The sequence below is a fragment of the Pseudarthrobacter sp. HLT1-7 genome, assembly GCF_059383435.1.
The window spans coordinates 13,322-32,078 of record NZ_JBWZCH010000019.1 but is presented as its reverse complement, the minus strand read 5'-3'; the positions used below and the strand labels follow the sequence as shown (position 1 = coordinate 32,078).

The window sequence follows — 18,757 nt, the reverse complement described above, 5'->3', positions numbered from 1 at the left end:
CCATTGGAAGAACGTTCGACGCCGGTGCCGGCAGCACCAGCGGAAAAGGGTCCCGGCCAGAGTTCACGGACTGGTGTAGTGACTCCCGGACGCGCCGATCCGCCGGTCCCCGTTGACAGCTCGGGAGCCCGGCCCACCTTCCCCGGCCGGCGTGAACGTACCCGGTCCCGGCTCGCCCGGCTGACAGGCCGAGGCGCCCCCGCGTACTCGCCGATCCTGGAGCCGCTGCTGCGGACCGTCCGGGTCAACAACCCCAAGGAAGACTTCGACCTCATCCAGCGCGCCTTCGTCGTCGCCGAACGGTGCCACCGCGGCCAGAAGCGCAAGAGCGGCGATCCGTACATCACACACCCGGTGGCCGTGGCCACCATCCTCGCCGAGCTGGGCCTCAGCGGCACCACGCTCGCCGCGGCCCTGCTGCACGACACCGTCGAGGACACCTCATATACGCTGGCCGATCTCAAGGCTGAATTCGGACCGGAAGTCGCCATGCTGGTGGATGGTGTCACCAAGCTGGACAAAGTCAGTTTCGGCGAGGCCGCCCAGTCCGAGACCGTGCGCAAAATGGTCGTGGCAATGGCCAAGGACATCCGCGTGCTGATGATCAAGCTCGCGGACCGGCTGCACAACGCCCGCACCTGGCGGTTCGTCTCCGCGGAGTCCTCGGCGCGCAAGGCCCGCGAAACCCTCGAGATCTTCGCCCCGCTGGCCCACCGGCTCGGCATGAACACGATCAAGTGGGAACTCGAAGACCTCTCATTCGCGGCACTGTACCCGAAGGTTTACGAGGAAATCGTGCGGATGGTAGGGGACCGGACCCCGGAGCGAGAGAAGAACCTTAGCGTTATCCGGAACCAGATCACGGACGATCTGCGCGATGCCAAGATCAAAGCCACCATCACCGGGCGGCCGAAGCACTATTACTCGATCTACCAGAAGATGATCGTCCGCGACAAAGACTTCGATGACATCAACGACCTGATGGGTGTCCGTGTCCTGGTGGACTCCGTCCGGGACTGTTACGCGGCCCTCGGGGCCATGCACTCGCGCTGGAACCCGCTGCCCGGCCGGTTCAAGGACTACATCGCGATGCCGAAATTCAACATGTACCAGTCGCTGCACACAACGGTGATCGGCCCTGGCGGCAAGCCGGTGGAAATCCAGATCCGCACCCACGAGATGCACCGCCGCGCAGAATACGGCGTCGCCGCGCACTGGAAGTACAAGGACCAGCCGAACCGCGCGGCCGCCGGACCCGGAAGCCCGCGTGACGGCGACATGGGCTGGCTGCGGTCCCTCGTCGACTGGCAGCAGGAAACCTCCGACCCCGGCGAGTTCCTGGACTCCCTGCGGTTTGAAATCAACGCCCGGGAAGTGTTCGTCTTCACTCCCAAGGGCGAGGTCATGGCACTGCCCGCGGGCTCCACACCGGTGGACTTCGCCTACGCGGTCCACACCGAGGTGGGCCACCGGACCATCGGTGCCCGCGTCAACGGCAAGCTCATTCCGCTCAACAGCGAACTGAACCACGGCGACTGGGTGGAGATCTTCACCTCCAAAGCCGAAGGCGCCGGGCCCAGCCAGGACTGGCAGCACTTCGTCAAGAGCGCCCGCGCCCGCAACAAGATCAGGCAGTGGTTCAGCAAGGAGCGCCGCGAAGAGTCAATCGACCGCGGCAAGGATCTGCTGACCAAGGCCATGCGCAAGCAGAACCTTCCGCTGCAGCGGCTCATGACGCACGATGCCCTCGCCGCGATCGCCGAGGATTTCAAATACATCGACATTTCCGGACTCTACGCGGGGGTGGGTGACGGCCACACCTCCGCCCAGTCCGTCATGGAACGCCTCGTGGAGAGCCTCGGCGGAAAAGACACCCCGGAAGACCACCTCACCGAGGTTTCCATCCCCACCCAGGTCACCAAGGCGCGGTATTCAGATTCCGGCGTGGTGGTCCGCGGTGTGGACGACGTCTGGGTCAAGCTGGCCCGCTGCTGCACTCCCGTGCCGCCGGATCCGATCCTCGGCTTCGTCACACGAGGCTCGGGCGTCTCCGTGCACCGGACCGACTGCACCAACGTCTCGGGCCTGCTGGAGCAGCCGGACCGGATTGTGGAGGTGGACTGGGCACCCACCCAATCGAGTGTGTTCCTGGTGGAAATCCAAGTGGAGGCGCTGGACCGCAAATCCCTGCTCTCCGACGTCACCCGGATCCTCTCGGAGAACCACGTCAACATCCTGGCCGCCAGCGTGCATACGTCCACGGATCGTGTGGCAATCTCCAAGTTCGCCTTCGAGATGGGCGACCCCAAGTACCTCAGCCACGTACTCAGCGCCGTCCGCCGCATCGATGGTGTGTTCGATGTCTACCGCACTACCGGGAACCGGCGGCGCAGCTAGGGTGCACGCCAGCTAGGGCGGCTGCCCGGCCTGCGTCTGGCCGTGCTGGACGGACGCGATCTTTGCCAGGGCTGCCCTCTTGTGCGGCATCCTCGGCGTGGCGTCTACGGCGAGGGCGAGCAGCCGCAGTCCCAGGCCAAGCTCCGGGCGGCCCAGAAGGGCGCCCAGCGCCGGCACGGCGCGTTCGGCGTCCACATGCAGAGCTATGTCCACGGCGGTCCGCAGCGGAGTGGAGACCATCAGCCCGCCCAGGCTCACGACGTCGAACGGTCCGAGCCGCACTTCGTGGAAGGTGCAGCCGCGCGTGGTTCTCAGGCCGGAGATTCTCCGGCTGGCATCGACCAGCAGGGCGAGACGGTCCGGCTCCGGAGCGCAGCCAAAAATCCAGGCCGCCGTCATCCTTCCGGCCACCACCCGCTGGCGGATTCCCGGCCGGATCAGGACGGCGGCGGCGCGGGCCCGGAGATGCGGGGTGGGCAGGGTCCCGGGCGGCAGGTAGCCGTGCTGGTAGAGCTGCGTCAGCACGCCGTCGGACGCCATGGCCTGCAGCTCAGGCCAGGAGAACAGCGCACCGGGGGAGTAGAGCTCGCCGGGCGGCGGATCTGGCGCAGCGGTAAGGGCCGGCCGGACAGCCGTGCCGCGTGTGGGCAGGGCGCCGGGAGCTCGATGGGCGCCGGGAGGAGCGGGAGGGGCGGGGGAACCGGGCGTGAGGGCCATTTAGCCATCGTGCCGCGCCCGGGGCCAACAAAACAGGCCCCGTCCCGGTCATGTGGATAACCGGATCGGAGCCTGCGGATGGTGAAGGAGAGGCTGTCAGGAGAGCTCGCTTGCGGACTTCTCGAGCTGCTCCAGCCATGCCTCGCGGGCTTCGAGTGCTTCCCTGGCGGCCTTGATTTTGCGCTGGTCCCCTGCCGTCTCGGCCTTGGCAAGGTCGTCCCGGAGTCCGGCGATTGCCGATTCCAGCTGGGTCAGCGCGCTGTTGGTGCGGGCCTTTGTCTCCGGGTTGGACCGCTTCCAGTTCTCATCCTCGGCGTGGCGGACGGCGTCCTCGACTTTCCGCAGCCCTGCCTCGGTCCGGCCCATCTCGGCGCGCGGCACCTTGCCGGCCTCTTCCCAGCGGTCGCGGATGGACTGCAGCGCCTTCTTCGTGGCTGCGAGGTCCTTGACGGGCAGCAGTTCGGCGGCTTCCACCAGCAGTGCTTCCTTCACCACGAGGTTCGCGCCGAATTCCTGGTCGATCTCGTCGTTGGCCGTCTGGCGGTGGGTGAAGAAGACGTCCTGCGCTGCGCGGAAGCGCGCCCAGAGGGCGTCATCGTCCTTGCGGCTGGCGCGGGGTGAGGCCTTCCACTGGTCCATCAGGCGGCGGTATTCGCCGGCCGCGAACCCCCAGTCGGTCGAGGTGGAGAGGGCTTCCGCCTCGGTGATCAGCTTTTCCTTGGCTGCCTTGGCCACGGAGTTGTTGCTGTCCAGCTGGGAGAAGTAGGCGCGGCGGTGGCGGTCAAATACCGTGCGGGCTGCGCGGAACCGCTTCCAGAGGGCGTCCTCGTTGCTGCGGCCGAGCCGGACTCCGCTTTTCTGTGCAGTCTTCCAGCTTTCGAAGAGTTCATTCATCCGGGCGCTGGAGGTCTTCCACTGGATCTGCGCCGGGTCGTGACCGGCGATCTCCTCGGCCTCGGCCACGATTGCCTCGCGGGCCGCCAGTTCGGCGGCGCGGACAGCGTCATGTTCGGCCTTCTCAGCCTTTTCGAGCTCGCCAATCTGCGTGGCGAGTGCGTCCAGGCGGGTCTCGGCGGAGCGAAGATCGCCCACCATGTTCCGCTCGGCCAACTGTTCGCGCAGGTGGGTGACAGTCTTCTGCATGTCAGTGCTGGGAGCCTTGGAGCTCACCCGCTGTTCGAGAAGGACGATTTGCGCGACGACGTCGTCGTACTTGCGTGCGAAGTAGCCGAGGGCTTCGTCATCGCTGACATCCGGGTACTGGCCGACGGGGTATTCGGTGCCGTCCACGGTCAGGAACACATGGCCGTCGCCTTCGACGCGGCCCCAGCGGGCGGCTTCGGCGAGCGAGGCAGCGGAGGACACGGGCGCCGGCGGGGCAGCGGCGGCGGCCGGCGCAGGCATTGCCTTGGGCCGGGCGGCGAACGCGGCCGGTGACGGGGCGGGACGCGCGGGAGCGGCGGGTGCTGGTTGCTCGGCCGGCGCAGCCACCTCGGTCCCGGGTGCTGCGTCCTTGGCGGGAACATCCGTCGCGGGAGCCTCCGGCTCGGGAACGGCTTCCGCTTCCGGAGCCGCGGGAGCCTCTGCCTGGGTGTCCGTGTCTGTGTCTGTGGGAGCGTCTGCCGCCGGTGCCGTCGCCTGTTCTGCGGCCGGTTCTACGAACCCGGCATCGGCTTCGGTCTCGTGGGCAGCTGCTGCTGCTGACACTGTTTCGTCGGATTTCTGACTGTCTGTCACCGCTAGAAGTCTTTCGCTTGGAGGGAAATACCGGGGCCGCCGCCACAAGGGCAACGGCTGGCTACTTCAGAGAGAACGAGTCTATCGTGACTGGTTCAACGGGTGCGCCGTCTGTGGCGTTATCACCCGGTTTGAGGCCGGCAGCGGCAATGGTGCCCACCACGTCGAGGCCGGAGGTCACCTTGCCCACCACCGTGTACCCGCCGGCGGCGTCTGCCGGAATAACGGTGTCCTTGTACACGATGAAGAACTGCGTGCCGTTGCCGTAGGCGTTTCCCCCCGTGCGTGCGACGGCGATGGTTCCGGCCGGGTAGCTGTTGTCCGCCGGTGTGTTCTCCAGCGGTCCCCAGGTGTAAGCCGCGTCACTGCCGCCGTCGCCGCCCTTGGAGCCGCACTGCAGCACCCCGAACGTCTCGGCCGTGGTGAGCCGGTGGCAACTGAGGCCCGCGTAGAAGCCCTGGTCCGCGAGGGACTTAAAGACGGCTGCCGCCTGCGGGGCCTTCGTACCGTCGAGTTCGACGCCGAGCGCGCCGCTGCTGAGCTTGAGCTCGCCGGTGAGGGTCTTGCCGGCCGCGGTCTCCGGCTTGGGGATGTTCTCGCCGTTGCCCGGGCTGGCCGGGGGACTGGCCGACGGCGTGGCGGACGGGGAGGTCAGTCCGGCCTGCGTGGCCGCGTATTCATCCTCCGTGGGGTTGGAGGAGAAAACCGTCAGCTGGAGGACGAGGGCGGCCACGATGGCTGCGGTTCCCGCACCAACGGCGAGGACGTTGTCGCGCTTGCGGCGCTTGTCCTGCTCGCCGCGCAGCTCGCGCTTGGCTTCCATCTGCTGGACGCGCCGCTTGGCGTCGCGGGCGCTCCGTGAACTGGCCGCCAAAGGTCCTCCTGGTTGTAGGGCCGACACCGGAACGGGCGCAGGGCGCCGTCGGAGGTTCAGCTGTAAATCTGCCGGCAAACCTGCATTGCCCGGCCGCATTGGAGAAGCACGCGACGAAAGCATAAACTGACTGCCGCACACAGTTTATGCACGACTGGCCGGTCCGCCGCCTATCTGCTCACCGTTTCGGACAGCCTGTTTCGGAACAGTTTGCGGCGAAATTGCCCCGGCCGGCGTTACCCGAGGAGAGAATTCCACCATGGCACGCACCGCCTCCCTGTCCGGATTCCCCGAGTGGCTTCCCGAGGAACGCCTGGTGGAGCTGCATGTGCTGGACACCCTGCGCCGGATTTTTGAACTCCATGGCTTCTCCTCGATCGAAACCCGTGCCGTGGAAACGCTGGGCCAGCTGCTCCGCAAGGGCGAGATCGACAAAGAGGTCTACGGGCTGCGCCGGCTCCAGGACGAGGAGGGCGACGGCGGCAACGCCGCAGCGGCACCAGCCACGGGCGATCCGCACGCCCTGGCCCTGCACTTCGACCTCACCGTGCCGTTCGCCCGCTACGTCGTGGAGAACGCCGGCTACCTTGCCTTCCCGTTCCGCCGCTACCAGATCCAGAAGGTCTGGCGCGGCGAGCGTCCGCAGGAGGGCCGCGCCCGCGAGTTCACCCAGGCGGACATCGACGTCGTGGGCGACGGCGAACTGCCGTTCCGCTACGACGTCGAGATTGCGCTGGTGATCGCCGAGGCCCTCAACGCCCTGCCGATTCCCGACTTCCTGCTCCGGATCAACAACCGCAAGCTGGCCGAGGGCTTCTATAACGGCATCGGCCTGACCGACACCGCTGGCGTGCTGCGCAGCATCGACAAGCTCGAGAAGATCGGCCCGGCCAAGGTGGCCGAGCTGCTCAAGTCCGAGCTTGGCGCCACCGACGAACAGGCCCGGTCCGCGCTGGAGCTCGCCTCGATCCGGACCGGGGACACCTCGTTCGTGGCCGAGGTCCGGGCGCTGGATGTCAGCAACGACCTGCTCGAGGAAGGCCTGGCCGAGCTGGAGCAGGTCATTGCGGCCGTGGTCCAGCGTGCCCCCGGCAAGGTCGTGGCGGACCTCAGCATCGCCCGCGGCCTGGACTATTACACCGGCACCGTGGTGGAAACCGTCCTGGTGGGCCACGAGCAGCTCGGCTCCATCTGCTCCGGCGGGCGCTATGACGCGCTGGCCAGCAAGGGCAGCCGCACGTTCCCCGGCGTCGGGCTCTCCATCGGAGTGACCAGGCTCGTCTCGAGGATCCTCAGCCAGGACCTCGCCAGGGCCACACGATCCGTGCCCACCGCGGTGCTGGTGGCGCTCACCACGGACGACAGTTGGGGCGGCGCGCAGGACGTCGCCGCGGCGCTGCGCAGCCGCGGCATCGCCACCGAGGTGGCCGCGAAGGCCGAGAAGTTCGGCAAGCAGATCAAGTTCGCCGACAGGCGCGGCATCCCCTTCGTCTGGTTTACCGACGACGAGGGCAAGCACCAGGTCAAAGACATCCGCTCCGGCGAGCAGGTCGACGCCGATCCGGCCAGCTGGGCACCGTCCGGGGAGGACCTGCACGTCCGCGTCCGCAAGGCCTGAACCGACCGCCACCCGGTGGCGGCGGGGCCGGCGCCACCGGGTAAACTCGAACGGGATCGTTCCCGCAGCGATCCCCTTGAACATGGATAATGTTTTCCCTCTGTCTTCTTCAGAAAGGCGTGCTGTGCTGCGCACACATGACCTCGGATCCCTCCGCTCCGAGCACATTGGACAAACCGTAACCCTCGCCGGCTGGGTCGGCCGGCGTCGTGACCACGGTGGTGTCGCCTTCGTTGACCTCCGCGACGCATCGGGCGTCGCCCAGGTGGTGGTCCGCGAGGAAGAGGTCTTCCACGGACTGCGCAACGAGTACGTGCTGCAGATCACCGGCACCGTCTCCCGGCGCCCCGAGGGTAATCAGAACCCGGCGCTGGCCACCGGCGAGGTCGAGGTCATGGCCGAGAAGGTCATCATCCTCAACACCTCCGATCCGCTGCCGTTCCAGATCGACGAGCACGTTGAAGTTGGCGAGGAAGCACGCCTCAAGCACCGTTACCTGGACCTGCGCCGCCCCGGTCCCGCCCGCAACCTGCGCCTGCGCTCCGAAGCCAACCGCGTGGCCCGCGAGCTGCTCCACCGGGACGGTTTCGTCGAGATCGAAACCCCCACGCTCACGCGTTCGACGCCGGAAGGCGCCCGCGACTTCGTGGTCCCCGCCCGCCTGGCGCCGGGTTCCTGGTACGCGCTGCCGCAGTCCCCGCAGCTGTTCAAGCAGCTCCTGCAGGTGGGCGGCTTCGAAAAGTACTACCAGATCGCCCGCTGCTACCGCGATGAGGACTTCCGCGCGGACCGCCAGCCGGAGTTCACCCAGCTCGACATCGAAGCCAGCTTCGTCGAGCAGGACGACATCATCGAACTCGGCGAGAACATCGTCAAGGCGCTGTGGAAGCTCATTGACGTCGAAATCCCGACGCCGATCCAGCGCATCACGTACCACGACGCGATGGCCCGCTACGGCTCGGACAAGCCGGACCTGCGTTTCGGCGTGGAGCTCACCGAGCTCACCGGGTTCTTCAAGGACACCAACTTCGGCGTCTTCAAGGCCCCCTACGTCGGCGCCGTCGTTATGCCGGGCGGGGCCTCCCAGCCGCGCCGCACCCTGGATGGCTGGCAGGAGTTCGCCAAGCAGCGCGGGCACAAGGGACTGGCGTACGTCCTTTTCAAGGACGACGGCGAATTGGCCGGCCCCGTGGCCAAGAACCTCACCGACACTGAGCGGGCCGGACTGGCCGGCGCCGTCGGCGCCAAGCCGGGCGATTGCATCTTCTTCGCCGCCGGCGAGAAGTCCGCCGCCCGCGCCCTGCTGGGCGCCGCCCGCGTGGAGATCGGCCACCGCACCGGCCTGATCAACCCGGCGGACTGGGCCTTCGTGTGGGTTGTCGACGCCCCGATGTTCGAACCGGCCGCAGCGGCGGTCGCTTCCGGCGACGTCGCCGTCGGTGCCGGCCAGTGGACCGCCGTGCACCACGCGTTCACCTCGCCCAAGCCCGAGTTCATGGACAGCTTCGACAAGGATCCCGAATCCGCGCTGTCCTACGCCTACGACATCGTCTGCAACGGCAACGAAATTGGCGGGGGCTCCATCCGTATCCATCAGGCCGACGTCCAGGAACGGGTTTTCGAGCTGATGGGCCTGGCCAAGGAAGATGCCCAGACCAAGTTCGGTTTCCTGCTGGAGGGCTTCAAATTCGGCGCGCCTCCGCACGGCGGCATTGCCTTCGGCTGGGACCGTGTGGTCGCCCTGATGGCCGGTGTTGAGTCCATCCGCGACGTCATCGCGTTCCCGAAGTCCGGCGGCGGTTTCGACCCGCTGACCCAGGCTCCCGCGCCGATCACGGCGCAGCAGCGCAAGGAAGCCGGCGTCGACTTCAAGCCCGAAGCCAAGGCGGCGGCGCCGAAGGCAGAAGACGTCAAAAAAGCCGAGTAGCCCCAGAGGCTGCACACGAGAGGCTCCCCGGGAACCCGGGGAGCCTCTGCTGTTGGAAGGATGGCAGGACATGGCAGATCCGTTGCTACCGGATCTTGGGGCGCTGATGGATGCAGCCTGGCCTGCCGCCGAACGGGAGGAATCCGGCGGCTGGGTGCTCCGCGCCGCCTCCGGCGTGACGCAGCGCGCCAACTCGGTGTGGCCCCGCGAGCCTGGCGCAGACGCGCACAAACACCTCGCCGCACTGCCGTCGGCACGGCTCTGGTACCGGGACCGCCGGCTGCCGCTGATCTTCCAGATCGTCGATGGCCCGCGCTACGCGCCGCTCAACGCTGTACTGGATGCGGAGGGCTTCACCCGCCAGTCTGAAACGCTGGTCCTGGTCCGGGACGCTGTGGGGGATTCGTCGGAGCCCGCTGCCGGCGTCGAAATCTCCGCCGTCGACGTCAGCGCCGTCGACGTCAGCGCCGTCGAAGTCAGCGCCGTTGAAATGAGCACAGCACCCTCCGCCGAATGGCTGCGGCTCTGGTGGAGCGTGGACGGTCGCGGCGATGAGGCGGCGATGGCCGTCGCCCGGGAAATTCTGGTGGGCTGCCCCTCGCTGTACGCGCTCGTGCGGGACGACGACGGCGACGCTGCCGCCGTCGGACGTCTGGCAGTTCCTTCCGGCGGCAGGGGCGGACTCTACTGCCTGGCTACCCGGCCGGATGCCCGGCGGCAGGGCCACGCATCCCGTGTCCTGCAGGCCCTGCTGCTCGAAGGAGCCCTGCGCGGCCTGAGTGGCTACTGGCTGCTGGTGACGGCGTCCAATCCGGGCGCCCGCGGGCTGTACGCACGGGCCGGATTCCGTGAAGCCGGCCGCTACCTTTACCGGCAGGAACGGCCGAAGCGGCACCTGACCGGCTGCTGAAAAGGCGCCGTCAGTTTGCCCCGGCGTCTGCCGCTTCCCGGGATTCCCGGTGCCGAAGGAGCCGGGCGGTGATGGCAAACGCCAGCAGGAACGAGACAAGAGCATACGCGGTGCCGGCTGCAAGGATGGCCACCGGGTCAGCGCCCCTCCAGAGCAAGGCCCCGGCTGTCAGCAGGACCGACGCCGAGCAGGCACCCCAGGCTGCCGCCCGGGTTTGTTCCTTGACGGACGGGAAAGGCGAGTTCCAGGCCTGCACGAACAAGGCCACAGCGGACCCTGCTGCGGGGGCCAAAGACATCATGGCACCGGCCGGCAGACCGGCCAGGACCGGGAAGATCCCGAACCCTCCGGATCCCATCCCGAGCTCCGGCTGCACAGCCAGCTGGACCGCCGAGATCACGCTCAGGACAGCGCCCGCACCCGCGCCGGTCACCGCGCCGGCAAGGATGGCGAGCAGGAAGAGCGGGACCAGCAACGATCCGAGTTTTTGTCCCGCTGTTTTAGGCATGGCCCCACCCTATCGGCCCCGTCACCCGGGTCCCCGGAATTCGCCGGGGGGCTATGCTTCCATGGCTGTCGCCATGGCTGGCCGGTGAGCGAGAAGTACTGCCTGGGGCGCCTTCTCGAGGGCACCGGGCCGGCGTGTCATTTGAGCGATCACGTCGAAACCGGCGACTGTCAGGTGATCGGTGATGACCTCTGGCGTGAAGAGGTGTGCTTCCATCGACACGTCGTGCCCATAGGCGCGCGAGAGGTGGCGATGTCCCTCGCCGACCTGGAAGCCGAGCATTGCATAGCCCCCAGGTGCCAGGACACGAAAGAACTCGGCGAATATCCGGGGCAGGTCCTTGGGGTGTGAATGGATGATCGAGTACCAGGCGAACACTCCACCCAGCTGCCTGTCCGCGTAGGGAAGATCCGACAGTTCGGCGACCTCAAAGCTGAGCTCAGGATAGGTGCGTCGGGCCACGGCAATCATTCCTGCGGACACGTCAATCCCTGAAATGTCGAGTCCCAGGGACGACAGCAACCGGCACATCCGGCCCGAACCGCAGCCGGCGTCGACCGCAGATCGGATATTTCCCGTGTTCACGTACGCGGCGAACGCTTCAATCATGCCCCGGTCCGCCGGCGCCTCGAAGCCCGCGTCAGGCAGCAACCTCGCGTAGCTCTCGGCGACCGTGTCGTACCCTGACCGGACGATGGCAAGACGATCATCAACATTCATTTGTAAAGGCTACCGGGCTGCTCCGGCGCCGTCTTTGCTAGGGTCGGCACGCGTTGACCGAGCGGAGCAGCGGCCCGGCCAGCCATTCCTCGACGTCCTGCTGCGAAACCAGCCGGACAACGGTGAGCTGCGGGTAGTCACGGACGAGGCGGGGTACTGCGGCGGTATACTTTCGCCTGGTCCGAAGGGCCCAGCGCAGGATGTGATCACGATCGGTGAAGACTGACCAAAGGGGCGCTTCGCGGTTGCCGTTCCATAACTCTTCGCGGCTCCACCGCCGTCGGATGGTCCGTCGGAGGAGGCGGGGAAATGTGACGCGTACAAAGGGAAGGTCGAGCCAGACCAACAAGTCTGCGCTCTCCGCGAGCAGCGGTCGCGCGGCGTCGTACTGCCACTCGGTGGTCCACGAGTCGGCCTTGACGAGTGCGCGCACGTCAGCGAGAAATTCCGGTCGGGGCGTCCAACCCGGTCCATGGAAGATCGCATCGATTTCTGTGTGCGAACCTCCTGTTATGGCGGCGATCCGCCCGGCGAGCGTTGTCTTTCCCACTCCCGATACCCCTGCCACGAGCACGCGCTTCGGGGGATGTGGAAGCGGGTCACTGTGGGAATGCATGTGTAGAGCATAGACAGAAGTGTCCTGTTCGCTGGTCCACGGCCCGTGCGGAAGCGCCTGCGAGCCGCGGACCATGCCGCCGGCGCGGGCGGGCGGGGCGGCCCCTGTTTGTGCCAGCGGTTCGCCAGCGATGACCGCTAGGCGGGGGTCACCGGGCTCCGTGGCTCCTGCATGACGCTCCTGCCCAGTTACTTCCACGCGCGCCGGCCGGCACCCGCGGAACTCCGCGGTTCCCTGGGGCTGAAACGGGCTCCGGAGCCGAGTAACTGGGGAGGAACGTCGGCACCCGGGGAGTATGGGGTTGCCGTCGCGGAAGAGGCTGGCCCCTCTGCCCAGCGCAACGCCGTAAAGGACGAAGTAGGCGAACAGCGAGGTCAGGAACCGCTTGGTAGAGCCAGCCTTGGTGGACCTCGGGAACATTGGCCAGATACTGGCAGTCGCGGCACCCCAAACATCCACAGCCGCGGCAAGCAGCGGGGCCCCGTAGCCGGTGTGGGCGACGATATGCATTCCGATCATCAGCATGGAGCCCACAATCGCCGGCTGGTAAACATCATGGACACCGGGCAGGGCCGCTGCGTTGGTCGATGTGGCGCCGATCGAATCGGCACTGCCCAGAAGCGCCTGAGCCTGTGCCGGTGACGGGCTGCCCGTTGTCTCGTCAACTATGAAGCTTCGATGCACCCGTCCGGATTCCAGACTGCCTGCGCTGACACTTTGTCGCGATCGCGGCGGTACATGGCGGAGTGGTCGAGGAAATCTGTCCGTCCGGTAGCGGCAGCGCGATGGTCCGTGAAGTCAGCAAGTTCGTCCAGCCTGACCGCCAGGGTTTTGAAGACGTCCCGGTGCTCAAAGGGGAGGCCGTAGGCCGTGATCAGGGCATCAAGGCGGGCAACTCGATCACTCACGCCGGGGGCAGTAGCGCCGCCATTTTCTCCCAACGGCACCAGGCGATATGCCAGGTAGGCGAAGTCCCAGATCCTTGGGCCCGGTGAGGCTGTATCGAAGTCGATGAGCGCCGCCAGCCGCCCGTCCCGGAACACCATGTTGTACGGCGCGGTGTCGTTGTGGCACACGACCTCCGGCGGTTGATGGGTGGGTATTTGCCACTCCAGATCTGCCTGGGCAAGTCCTACGCTGGCGTCGTGGATACGTCGCAGCAAGGCCCCGGCGTCGTGCAGGATTGACGGTTCCCACACCCAGTCCGGCAGCGGATAATGCGCGGCGTCACCGGGTATAAAACTGAGGACTTCCCGGCCGTGAACGTCCATGCCGAGAACTTCCGGTACTTCGGTGATACCCGCGGCCCGGATGGCATCGAGGAACGTGTGCACGGCGGGAGTCCACGGCCCGGAACTCCGCCGCACGGTCCGGCCCAACCTGGTCACAAGGGTCGAATTGCCGCCGGCTAGGGTCTCTTCGTCATCCATCCGTCCAATCTATCCCTGCCCGGTTGCCCGACGAACAAGCACCAACAGGGGGTCAGGCGCGCGGCGCACCACGCCCGCGCGTGCTACCGGGGCGCCACGACTATCTGGACGTCGTCTTCAGACAGAACGATCCCCGGATCATCAGAGCGCAGCACCCGGTATTCGACCCCGTAGCGCCGCAGGAGGTCTTCGTAGAAGTCCAGGTCGGCTGGCAGATTCGTTGCCGTGTTCTTGAACCACGATTCGGCGGTGGGGTTGATCCCGCGATCGTAAACCGATGCATCAACGGTCATCGGGTCCCGGTACGCGGCATCAGCCCGATCGTTGGCACGCCGCCACGCGGTCCAATCCGCTGGACCTAGCCGGCCGCTGTTCGCCAGACCATTCGCGAGGGCGAAGATGCCGGGGAAGAGACCACGACGGTTGGGGGATACTGCCTGATAACGGACGTACTTGGGCCGCTCGCATTGTTCCACGACGCCAAGCCTTCCACGGGGAGACCTCGTGCGGAAGCCGGCCGCAGCGCCGGGCCGCGGACACCGGCCTCTGCCTCGGGATTTCCGGCGCCACGTTTTCCGGCGCCGCCGGACACCTCACCCGGACCACAGGTCATCCAGCAGCGATTGAACGTGCGCTGGCCGCTCGATGTTGGCGAAGTGGCCGCAATGCGGGATGGATACCAGCCGGGCGTGCGGCACGATCTCTGCCAACCGGACCAGGTCAGACGGAGGCGTGAACACATCCCTGTCCCCGCGGGTCGCCAGCACCGGACAGCGGATGCCGCTCCACTGGCGAAAATCGTAGTGCGCCGCGGCCCGGGCAGCAGCGCAGAAGCTGGCCGGCCGGGCGTCATCGCCGAGCCCGCGGATCACCCCCGCGGGAATGACCGCGGAGTCTGCGAAAAATGGGGACATCAGCGCTCCCATCACCGGTGTTGCGCCGACTGAACGGACCAGTGCCGACCCCGCCGGGCCGAGGGCCGCCATGGAGCGCATAAGCAGCAGCATGCCGGCAAACGCCGGGAGCCCGGACAGGTTGCGCAGCGGCCTCTGCGCAACCGCGGACATTCCGAATGTGGTGGCTGATATGGCGGCGACGCTGGCGGTCTGCTCCGGCCACGCCGCGGCAATGTGCAATGCCAGGAAGCCGCCCATGGAGTGGCCCACCAGGTTCCAGCGGCGGTAGCCGAGCGAGTTCAGTATCCCGGTGACTGCGCGTGCCATCTCCTCGATACTGAAGTGTTCCGGCCGGGCGCCCTCCGTGGATTCACCCCAGCCCGGCAGATCAATCAGCACCCGGGCATGGGCCGGCGTCCCGGAAAGCAGCGGGCCGAAAGAAGTCCAGGATCCCGCGGCGCCGTGAAGATAAACATCCGGTGTGCCAGACGCAGGGCACCGGCCTCCGGCGCCCTGCTGCACCCGCACCGTGCAGGGACCCAGCTCCGTGCGAAGGACGAGCCGCCGCAACGTTACCGCTCCCGTGGGGGCGCTCTGCTGAACACTCATGGTCGCCTGCTCTCCTGCTCTTGGTCTCAGGAAATGATTCGGAGCCGCAGGAGTGCCGGACCGGACCGGGCCGGAAGATTTCTCTCCGTAATCCAGGACAACATCGGGCGGTGCAACCAGGCAGCGGCTGTCGTTCCGGAACCCGAGCCGTGGCGGGGCCGGGGGCTACAGGCCAGATGCCGTGCGCGCAAGGATGGGCGCATGCCCGTCCCCAACTACCCGATCAGACGGCTGGCTGAGGATCCCGCACATGCACTGGACCGCCGACGGGTGGCCGGCAGTCCTGCCGCCCGTCGCCCAGGTCCTTGACCACGGGCTCGATCTGACGTCGGCCACCGTCCTGGTCGGCGAAAACGGATCAGGAAAATCGACGCTCGTAGAGGCCATCGCATTGGCCTACGGTTTGTCTCCCGAAGGCGGGTCGACCGGCGCGCAGCACACCACCAGATCCACGGAATCCGTGCTCGCCGAGCACCTGCAGCTTGTCCGCAACGCTGGTGCCACCCGGCGGGGCTACTTCTTGCGTGCCGAAACCATGCATGGATTCTTCACCTACCTCGAAAAAACCCGAACACGTCCGTGCCCGACATCGCATTCCATGACTTGTCCCACGGCCCGGGCCCGGCCGGTCCAGGCTTCCGGCGTACTTACGCCGGCGGGTCGGTCACCACGATCCGCACCGCGCACAAATCCGCGGCGGCCTTCTTCAGGACCGCCGCGCGGGGATCCGGGACGTCCAGGAACGCCAGCCTTGGCCGCGCGGCGTATTGCTTGAGCACCGGCTCGGCGAGGACCTCCCCGGCAAGGGTCCGGTCCCCGCCGGGCGCGACGTACTCGATCCGGTGGTCCGCGAAAATCCGGGCGGCGTGCTCCGCCACGGCCTCGACGAGGGCGTCGGCCTGGTTGGCGCGACGCCGGGCGAAGCGCTGCTGCGACCAGCCGCCGGCCGCCGTCCGGGACTGGACATGGCGCGTTCCCGTCTTGGAGGCGAGCACCGCGCCGCCGCTGACCACGGCCACCGAGTACCCGCCGCGGCGGACCAGAACGGCGCCGATGCTCCGCTGCTGGCACGCGAGGGACGCCAGCCGGGCTGCGGCGTCGCCGCCGCGGCCGGGACGGCCGTCCACGGGCCACGGCGCGTGGAGCAGGGCCACAGCCCCGTCAGCGGCGAGCAGCTGCAGGCCGCCGTCGAGCTCTTCTTCGCCCAGCTCGCCGTGGCTCGCGGCGAAGCGCTCCAGCCAGCCGGGCAGCCGGGCGCCGGAGACGAACGCCACACGGGTCTCAGGGCTTGCCATGGGTGTGGGTCTCCATCGTGAGGGCGAAGGTGTCGGGGTCAGCGGTGTCGGGGTCAAAGGGTGTCAGGGCGGGAAGGAACTAGAAGTAGCCTATCTATGTGGATGATCTCTTTGGCGCAGGGCAGGATAACGCCGGCGGAAACGACGACGACGGCGAGGGCGCCGCAGCCGCAGGCCGGCCCGCCGGTCACCGGACTTCGCCGCGCAGTCCGCTTGCCGTCCGGATGCGGCCGCGCACACTCGATGATGTGGTGGGCCAGCAGCACCTGCTGGGCCATGGGTCGCCGCTGCGGCAGCTCGCCGCCGGGACGGACGCCACCGGCCCCGCGGGCCCCAGTTCGCTGATCCTCTGGGGACCGCCCGGCACCGGGAAGACCACGCTCGCGCACGTCATCGCCAAGGGCCCGGGCCGGAAGTTCGTGGAGCTTTCCGCCATCACCGCCGGCGTCAAGGACGTCCGCCGCGTTATGGAGGAAGCCCTGACGGCCAGGGATCTCTTCAAGACCACCACTGTGCTGTTCCTGGATGAGATCCACCGCTTCAACAAGGCCCAGCAGGACGCACTGCTGCCCGGTGTGGAGAACCGCTGGGTGGTGCTGGTGGCGGCGACCACCGAAAACCCCTCCTTCTCCGTGGTCTCCCCGCTGCTCTCACGGTCCCTGCTGCTGACCCTCAGACCCCTCACCGACGGCGACGTCGAGGGCCTGCTCCTGCGGGCCGCGTCGGACGTCCGCGGGCTCGGCGGTCAGGTGGAACTCGACGCTGAGGCCCTGGCGCACCTGGTCCGGCTCTCCGGCGGGGACGCCCGCAGGGCGCTGACCGCGCTCGAGGCGGCCGCCGGCGTCGCGTTCGGTGATGCAAAGGACGCCGACGACATCGACGGCATCGCCGGCGCGGACGCCGCGGACGGCGCGGACGACGTCGACGGCATCGCCGGTGCGGCCGGGGCCGGCATGGCAGAGCCAGCACCGGTGAGGATCGAACTGAAGCACACCGAGCGGGCGCTCGACGTCGCCTCGGTGCGCTACGACCGCGCGGGCGACCAGCACTACGACGTCGCCAGTGCTTTCATCAAGTCCATCCGCGGGTCCGACGTTGACGCTGCCCTGCACTACCTGGCCCGGATGCTCGAGGCGGGGGAGGACCCGAAGTTTGTGGCCCGGCGCATCGTCATCTCCGCGGCCGAGGACGTCGGGATGGCCGATCCCACGGCGCTGCAGACAGCCGTCGCCGCTGCGCAGGCCGTGCAGCTGATCGGCATGCCGGAAGGCCGCATTATCCTGGCCGAGGCCGTGGTCCATCTCGCCACCGCGCCGAAGTCCAACGCGGCATACCTGGGCATCAACCAGGCGATCGCCGACGTCCGGGCCGGGCGCGGCAACGGTATCCCCGCGCACCTGCGCGACGCCCACTACCCGGGGTCCAAGCAGCTCGGCCACGGTCAGGGCTACAAATACGCCCACGACGCCCCGCACTCGGTGGCCACGCAGCAATACCCGCCGGATGACCTGGTGGGCCGCAACTACTACGAGCCGACAGCCAACGGCGCCGAGCGGGACATCTCCACGCGGCTGGAGCGGCTGCGCAGGATCATCCGGGGCAAGTGAGCTTCTGGTAGGCTTGTTCGTTGTCTGGCAAGGCACGGACGCACAATCCACCGGTTCTCAGCAGTTCACGCTGTTCTGAGTTTATTCCGGAGGGCTGGCGCCTGGTGCCCAGTAGCAAAAGGCAGCGGTTGGCCGATGCTCTCCATGATGGAGGCCAGTAACACTGACACACCGCAGATATTGGAAGGACACAAGTGGCTAACAACACTCGTGCTCGCCGTACCGCACGCCTTTCGCGTGCACTCGGCATCGCTCTGACCCCCAAGGCCGCCAAGTACATGGAGCGCCGCCCGTACGGCCCCGGTGAGCATGGCCGTGCCCGCAAGAAGCAGGACTCCGACTACGCCGTACGTCTGCGCGAAAAGCAGCGTCTGCGCGCCCAGTACGGCATCCGCGAAGCCCAGATGACGCGCGCCTTCGAGGAAGCACGCCGCACCAAGGGCCTGACCGGTGAAAACCTGATCGAACTGCTCGAGATGCGTCTCGACGCCCTCGTGCTGCGTGCAGGCTTCGCCCGCACCATCGCCCAGGCCCGCCAGCTGGTTGTGCACCGCCACATCCTGGTTGACGGCATCCGCGTTGACCGCCCGTCGTTCCGCGTCGCCGCAGGCCAGCTGGTCCACGTCCACAGCCGTAGCGAGCCCATGCCCCCGTTCCAGGTTGCAGCAGCCGGCGCTCACCGCGACGTCCTGCCGATGGTTCCGGCTTACTTGGACGTCAAGCTTGACGCCCTGCAGGCCCGCCTGGTGCGCCGCCCCAAGCGCTCCGAGGTCCCCGTGACCTGCGAAGAGCAGCTTGTCGTGGAATTCTACGCACGCTAGATCCAACGCAACACCTGACAAAGAAGCCCGTGGCACGCGCCGCGGGCTTCTTTGTATGTAAGGTACTTGGGGGAG

At 67.5% G+C, this 18,757-nt stretch carries 16 protein-coding genes and 1 pseudogene; 7 read left to right on the top strand and 10 right to left on the bottom strand.

Translation table 11 applies throughout. The features are described 5' to 3' along the window. The first annotated feature begins 3 nt into the window (after nucleotides 1-3). Nucleotides 4-2,397 (top strand): RelA/SpoT family protein, encoded by a 2,394-nt coding sequence (locus AC50X6_RS15970; RefSeq protein WP_494967154.1) that lies wholly within the window; start codon nucleotides 4-6, stop codon nucleotides 2,395-2,397. 12 nt (nucleotides 2,398-2,409) lie between these two features. Here AC50X6_RS15970 and AC50X6_RS15965 read toward each other — a convergent pair whose 3' ends face one another. From AC50X6_RS15965 to AC50X6_RS15955, 3 genes are all read right to left on the bottom strand, one after another. Beyond that, nucleotides 2,410-3,114 carry a hypothetical protein gene (locus tag AC50X6_RS15965; protein WP_494967153.1) on the bottom strand — a complete coding sequence of 235 codons (705 nt, stop codon included), beginning with the start codon at nucleotides 3,112-3,114 and terminating at the stop codon, nucleotides 2,410-2,412. Nucleotides 3,115-3,210: 96 nt separating this feature from the next. Then, complete coding sequence (locus AC50X6_RS15960; protein ID WP_494967152.1) at nucleotides 3,211-4,851, bottom strand: DUF349 domain-containing protein; 1,641 nt, start codon at nucleotides 4,849-4,851, stop codon at nucleotides 3,211-3,213. A gap of 61 nt (nucleotides 4,852-4,912) precedes the next feature. Further along, a complete protein-coding gene (locus AC50X6_RS15955; protein WP_494967151.1) occupies nucleotides 4,913-5,725 on the bottom strand; it encodes a peptidylprolyl isomerase in 813 nt (270 codons plus the stop codon). A 259-nt stretch (nucleotides 5,726-5,984) separates the two neighbouring features. Here AC50X6_RS15955 and hisS point away from each other — a divergent pair, with 259 nt between their 5' ends. From hisS to AC50X6_RS15940, 3 genes are all read left to right on the top strand, one after another. Continuing rightward, the gene (hisS, locus tag AC50X6_RS15950) at nucleotides 5,985-7,343 is read left to right on the top strand and encodes a histidine--tRNA ligase (protein WP_494967150.1); all 1,359 of its coding nucleotides are present in this window, start codon (nucleotides 5,985-5,987) and stop codon (nucleotides 7,341-7,343) included. A gap of 124 nt (nucleotides 7,344-7,467) precedes the next feature. Beyond that, nucleotides 7,468-9,270: an aspartate--tRNA ligase gene (aspS, locus tag AC50X6_RS15945; protein ID WP_494967149.1), complete on the top strand. Its 1,803-nt coding sequence runs from the start codon at nucleotides 7,468-7,470 to the stop codon at nucleotides 9,268-9,270. A gap of 70 nt (nucleotides 9,271-9,340) precedes the next feature. After that, entirely contained in the window at nucleotides 9,341-10,180 is an 840-nt protein-coding gene (locus AC50X6_RS15940; protein WP_494967148.1) for a GNAT family N-acetyltransferase, read from the top strand. Between the two features lie 10 nt (nucleotides 10,181-10,190). Here AC50X6_RS15940 and AC50X6_RS15935 read toward each other — a convergent pair whose 3' ends face one another. From AC50X6_RS15935 to AC50X6_RS15910, 6 genes are all read right to left on the bottom strand, one after another. Beyond that, the gene (locus tag AC50X6_RS15935; protein WP_494967147.1) at nucleotides 10,191-10,688 is read right to left on the bottom strand and encodes a hypothetical protein; all 498 of its coding nucleotides are present in this window, start codon (nucleotides 10,686-10,688) and stop codon (nucleotides 10,191-10,193) included. 51 nt (nucleotides 10,689-10,739) lie between these two features. Next, a complete protein-coding gene (locus tag AC50X6_RS15930; RefSeq protein ID WP_494967146.1) occupies nucleotides 10,740-11,408 on the bottom strand; it encodes a class I SAM-dependent DNA methyltransferase in 669 nt (222 codons plus the stop codon). A gap of 37 nt (nucleotides 11,409-11,445) precedes the next feature. Continuing rightward, nucleotides 11,446-12,708 (bottom strand): P-loop NTPase family protein, encoded by a 1,263-nt coding sequence (locus AC50X6_RS15925; RefSeq protein WP_494967145.1) that lies wholly within the window; start codon nucleotides 12,706-12,708, stop codon nucleotides 11,446-11,448. Beyond that, nucleotides 12,690-13,454 (bottom strand): phosphotransferase enzyme family protein, encoded by a 765-nt coding sequence (locus tag AC50X6_RS15920; protein WP_494967144.1) that lies wholly within the window; start codon nucleotides 13,452-13,454, stop codon nucleotides 12,690-12,692. Before AC50X6_RS15920 ends, AC50X6_RS15925 begins: the two co-directional genes overlap by 19 nt. A gap of 83 nt (nucleotides 13,455-13,537) precedes the next feature. Beyond that, nucleotides 13,538-13,747, bottom strand: a complete 210-nt coding sequence (locus tag AC50X6_RS15915) for a hypothetical protein (protein ID WP_494967143.1) — start codon at nucleotides 13,745-13,747, stop codon at nucleotides 13,538-13,540. A 300-nt stretch (nucleotides 13,748-14,047) separates the two neighbouring features. Then, complete coding sequence (locus AC50X6_RS15910; protein WP_494967142.1) at nucleotides 14,048-14,959, bottom strand: alpha/beta fold hydrolase; 912 nt, start codon at nucleotides 14,957-14,959, stop codon at nucleotides 14,048-14,050. 193 nt (nucleotides 14,960-15,152) lie between these two features. Here AC50X6_RS15910 and AC50X6_RS15905 point away from each other — a divergent pair. Further along, nucleotides 15,153-15,359: pseudogene (locus tag AC50X6_RS15905) on the top strand (AAA family ATPase); the annotation flags it as partial. 247 nt (nucleotides 15,360-15,606) lie between these two features. Here AC50X6_RS15905 and AC50X6_RS15900 read toward each other — a convergent pair. Next, entirely contained in the window at nucleotides 15,607-16,254 is a 648-nt protein-coding gene (locus AC50X6_RS15900) for an acVLRF1 family peptidyl-tRNA hydrolase (protein WP_494967141.1), read from the bottom strand. 98 nt (nucleotides 16,255-16,352) lie between these two features. Between AC50X6_RS15900 and AC50X6_RS15895 the strand changes: the two genes are divergently transcribed. Further along, nucleotides 16,353-17,861: a replication-associated recombination protein A gene (locus tag AC50X6_RS15895; RefSeq protein WP_494967140.1), complete on the top strand. Its 1,509-nt coding sequence runs from the start codon at nucleotides 16,353-16,355 to the stop codon at nucleotides 17,859-17,861. 194 nt (nucleotides 17,862-18,055) lie between these two features. Beyond that, the gene (gene rpsD / locus AC50X6_RS15890; RefSeq protein ID WP_326966120.1) at nucleotides 18,056-18,682 is read left to right on the top strand and encodes a 30S ribosomal protein S4; all 627 of its coding nucleotides are present in this window, start codon (nucleotides 18,056-18,058) and stop codon (nucleotides 18,680-18,682) included. The last annotated feature ends 75 nt before the right edge of the window (nucleotides 18,683-18,757 follow it).

Excerpts from the sequence above, each read along its gene's own strand:
- AC50X6_RS15965 (WP_494967153.1), bottom strand. The coding sequence starts at position 3,114 with ATGGCCCTCACGCCCGGTTCCCCCGCCCCTCCCGCTCCTCCCGGCGCC.
- hisS (WP_494967150.1), top strand. The coding sequence starts at position 5,985 with ATGGCACGCACCGCCTCCCTGTCCGGATTCCCCGAGTGGCTTCCCGAG.
- AC50X6_RS15940 (WP_494967148.1), top strand. The coding sequence starts at position 9,341 with ATGGCAGATCCGTTGCTACCGGATCTTGGGGCGCTGATGGATGCAGCC.
- AC50X6_RS15935 (WP_494967147.1), bottom strand. The coding sequence starts at position 10,688 with ATGCCTAAAACAGCGGGACAAAAACTCGGATCGTTGCTGGTCCCGCTC.
- AC50X6_RS15930 (WP_494967146.1), bottom strand. The coding sequence starts at position 11,408 with ATGAATGTTGATGATCGTCTTGCCATCGTCCGGTCAGGGTACGACACG.
- AC50X6_RS15920 (WP_494967144.1), bottom strand. The coding sequence starts at position 13,454 with ATGGATGACGAAGAGACCCTAGCCGGCGGCAATTCGACCCTTGTGACC.
- AC50X6_RS15915 (WP_494967143.1), bottom strand. The coding sequence starts at position 13,747 with ATGACCGTTGATGCATCGGTTTACGATCGCGGGATCAACCCCACCGCC.
- AC50X6_RS15910 (WP_494967142.1), bottom strand. The coding sequence starts at position 14,959 with ATGAGTGTTCAGCAGAGCGCCCCCACGGGAGCGGTAACGTTGCGGCGG.
- AC50X6_RS15900 (WP_494967141.1), bottom strand. The coding sequence starts at position 16,254 with ATGGCAAGCCCTGAGACCCGTGTGGCGTTCGTCTCCGGCGCCCGGCTG.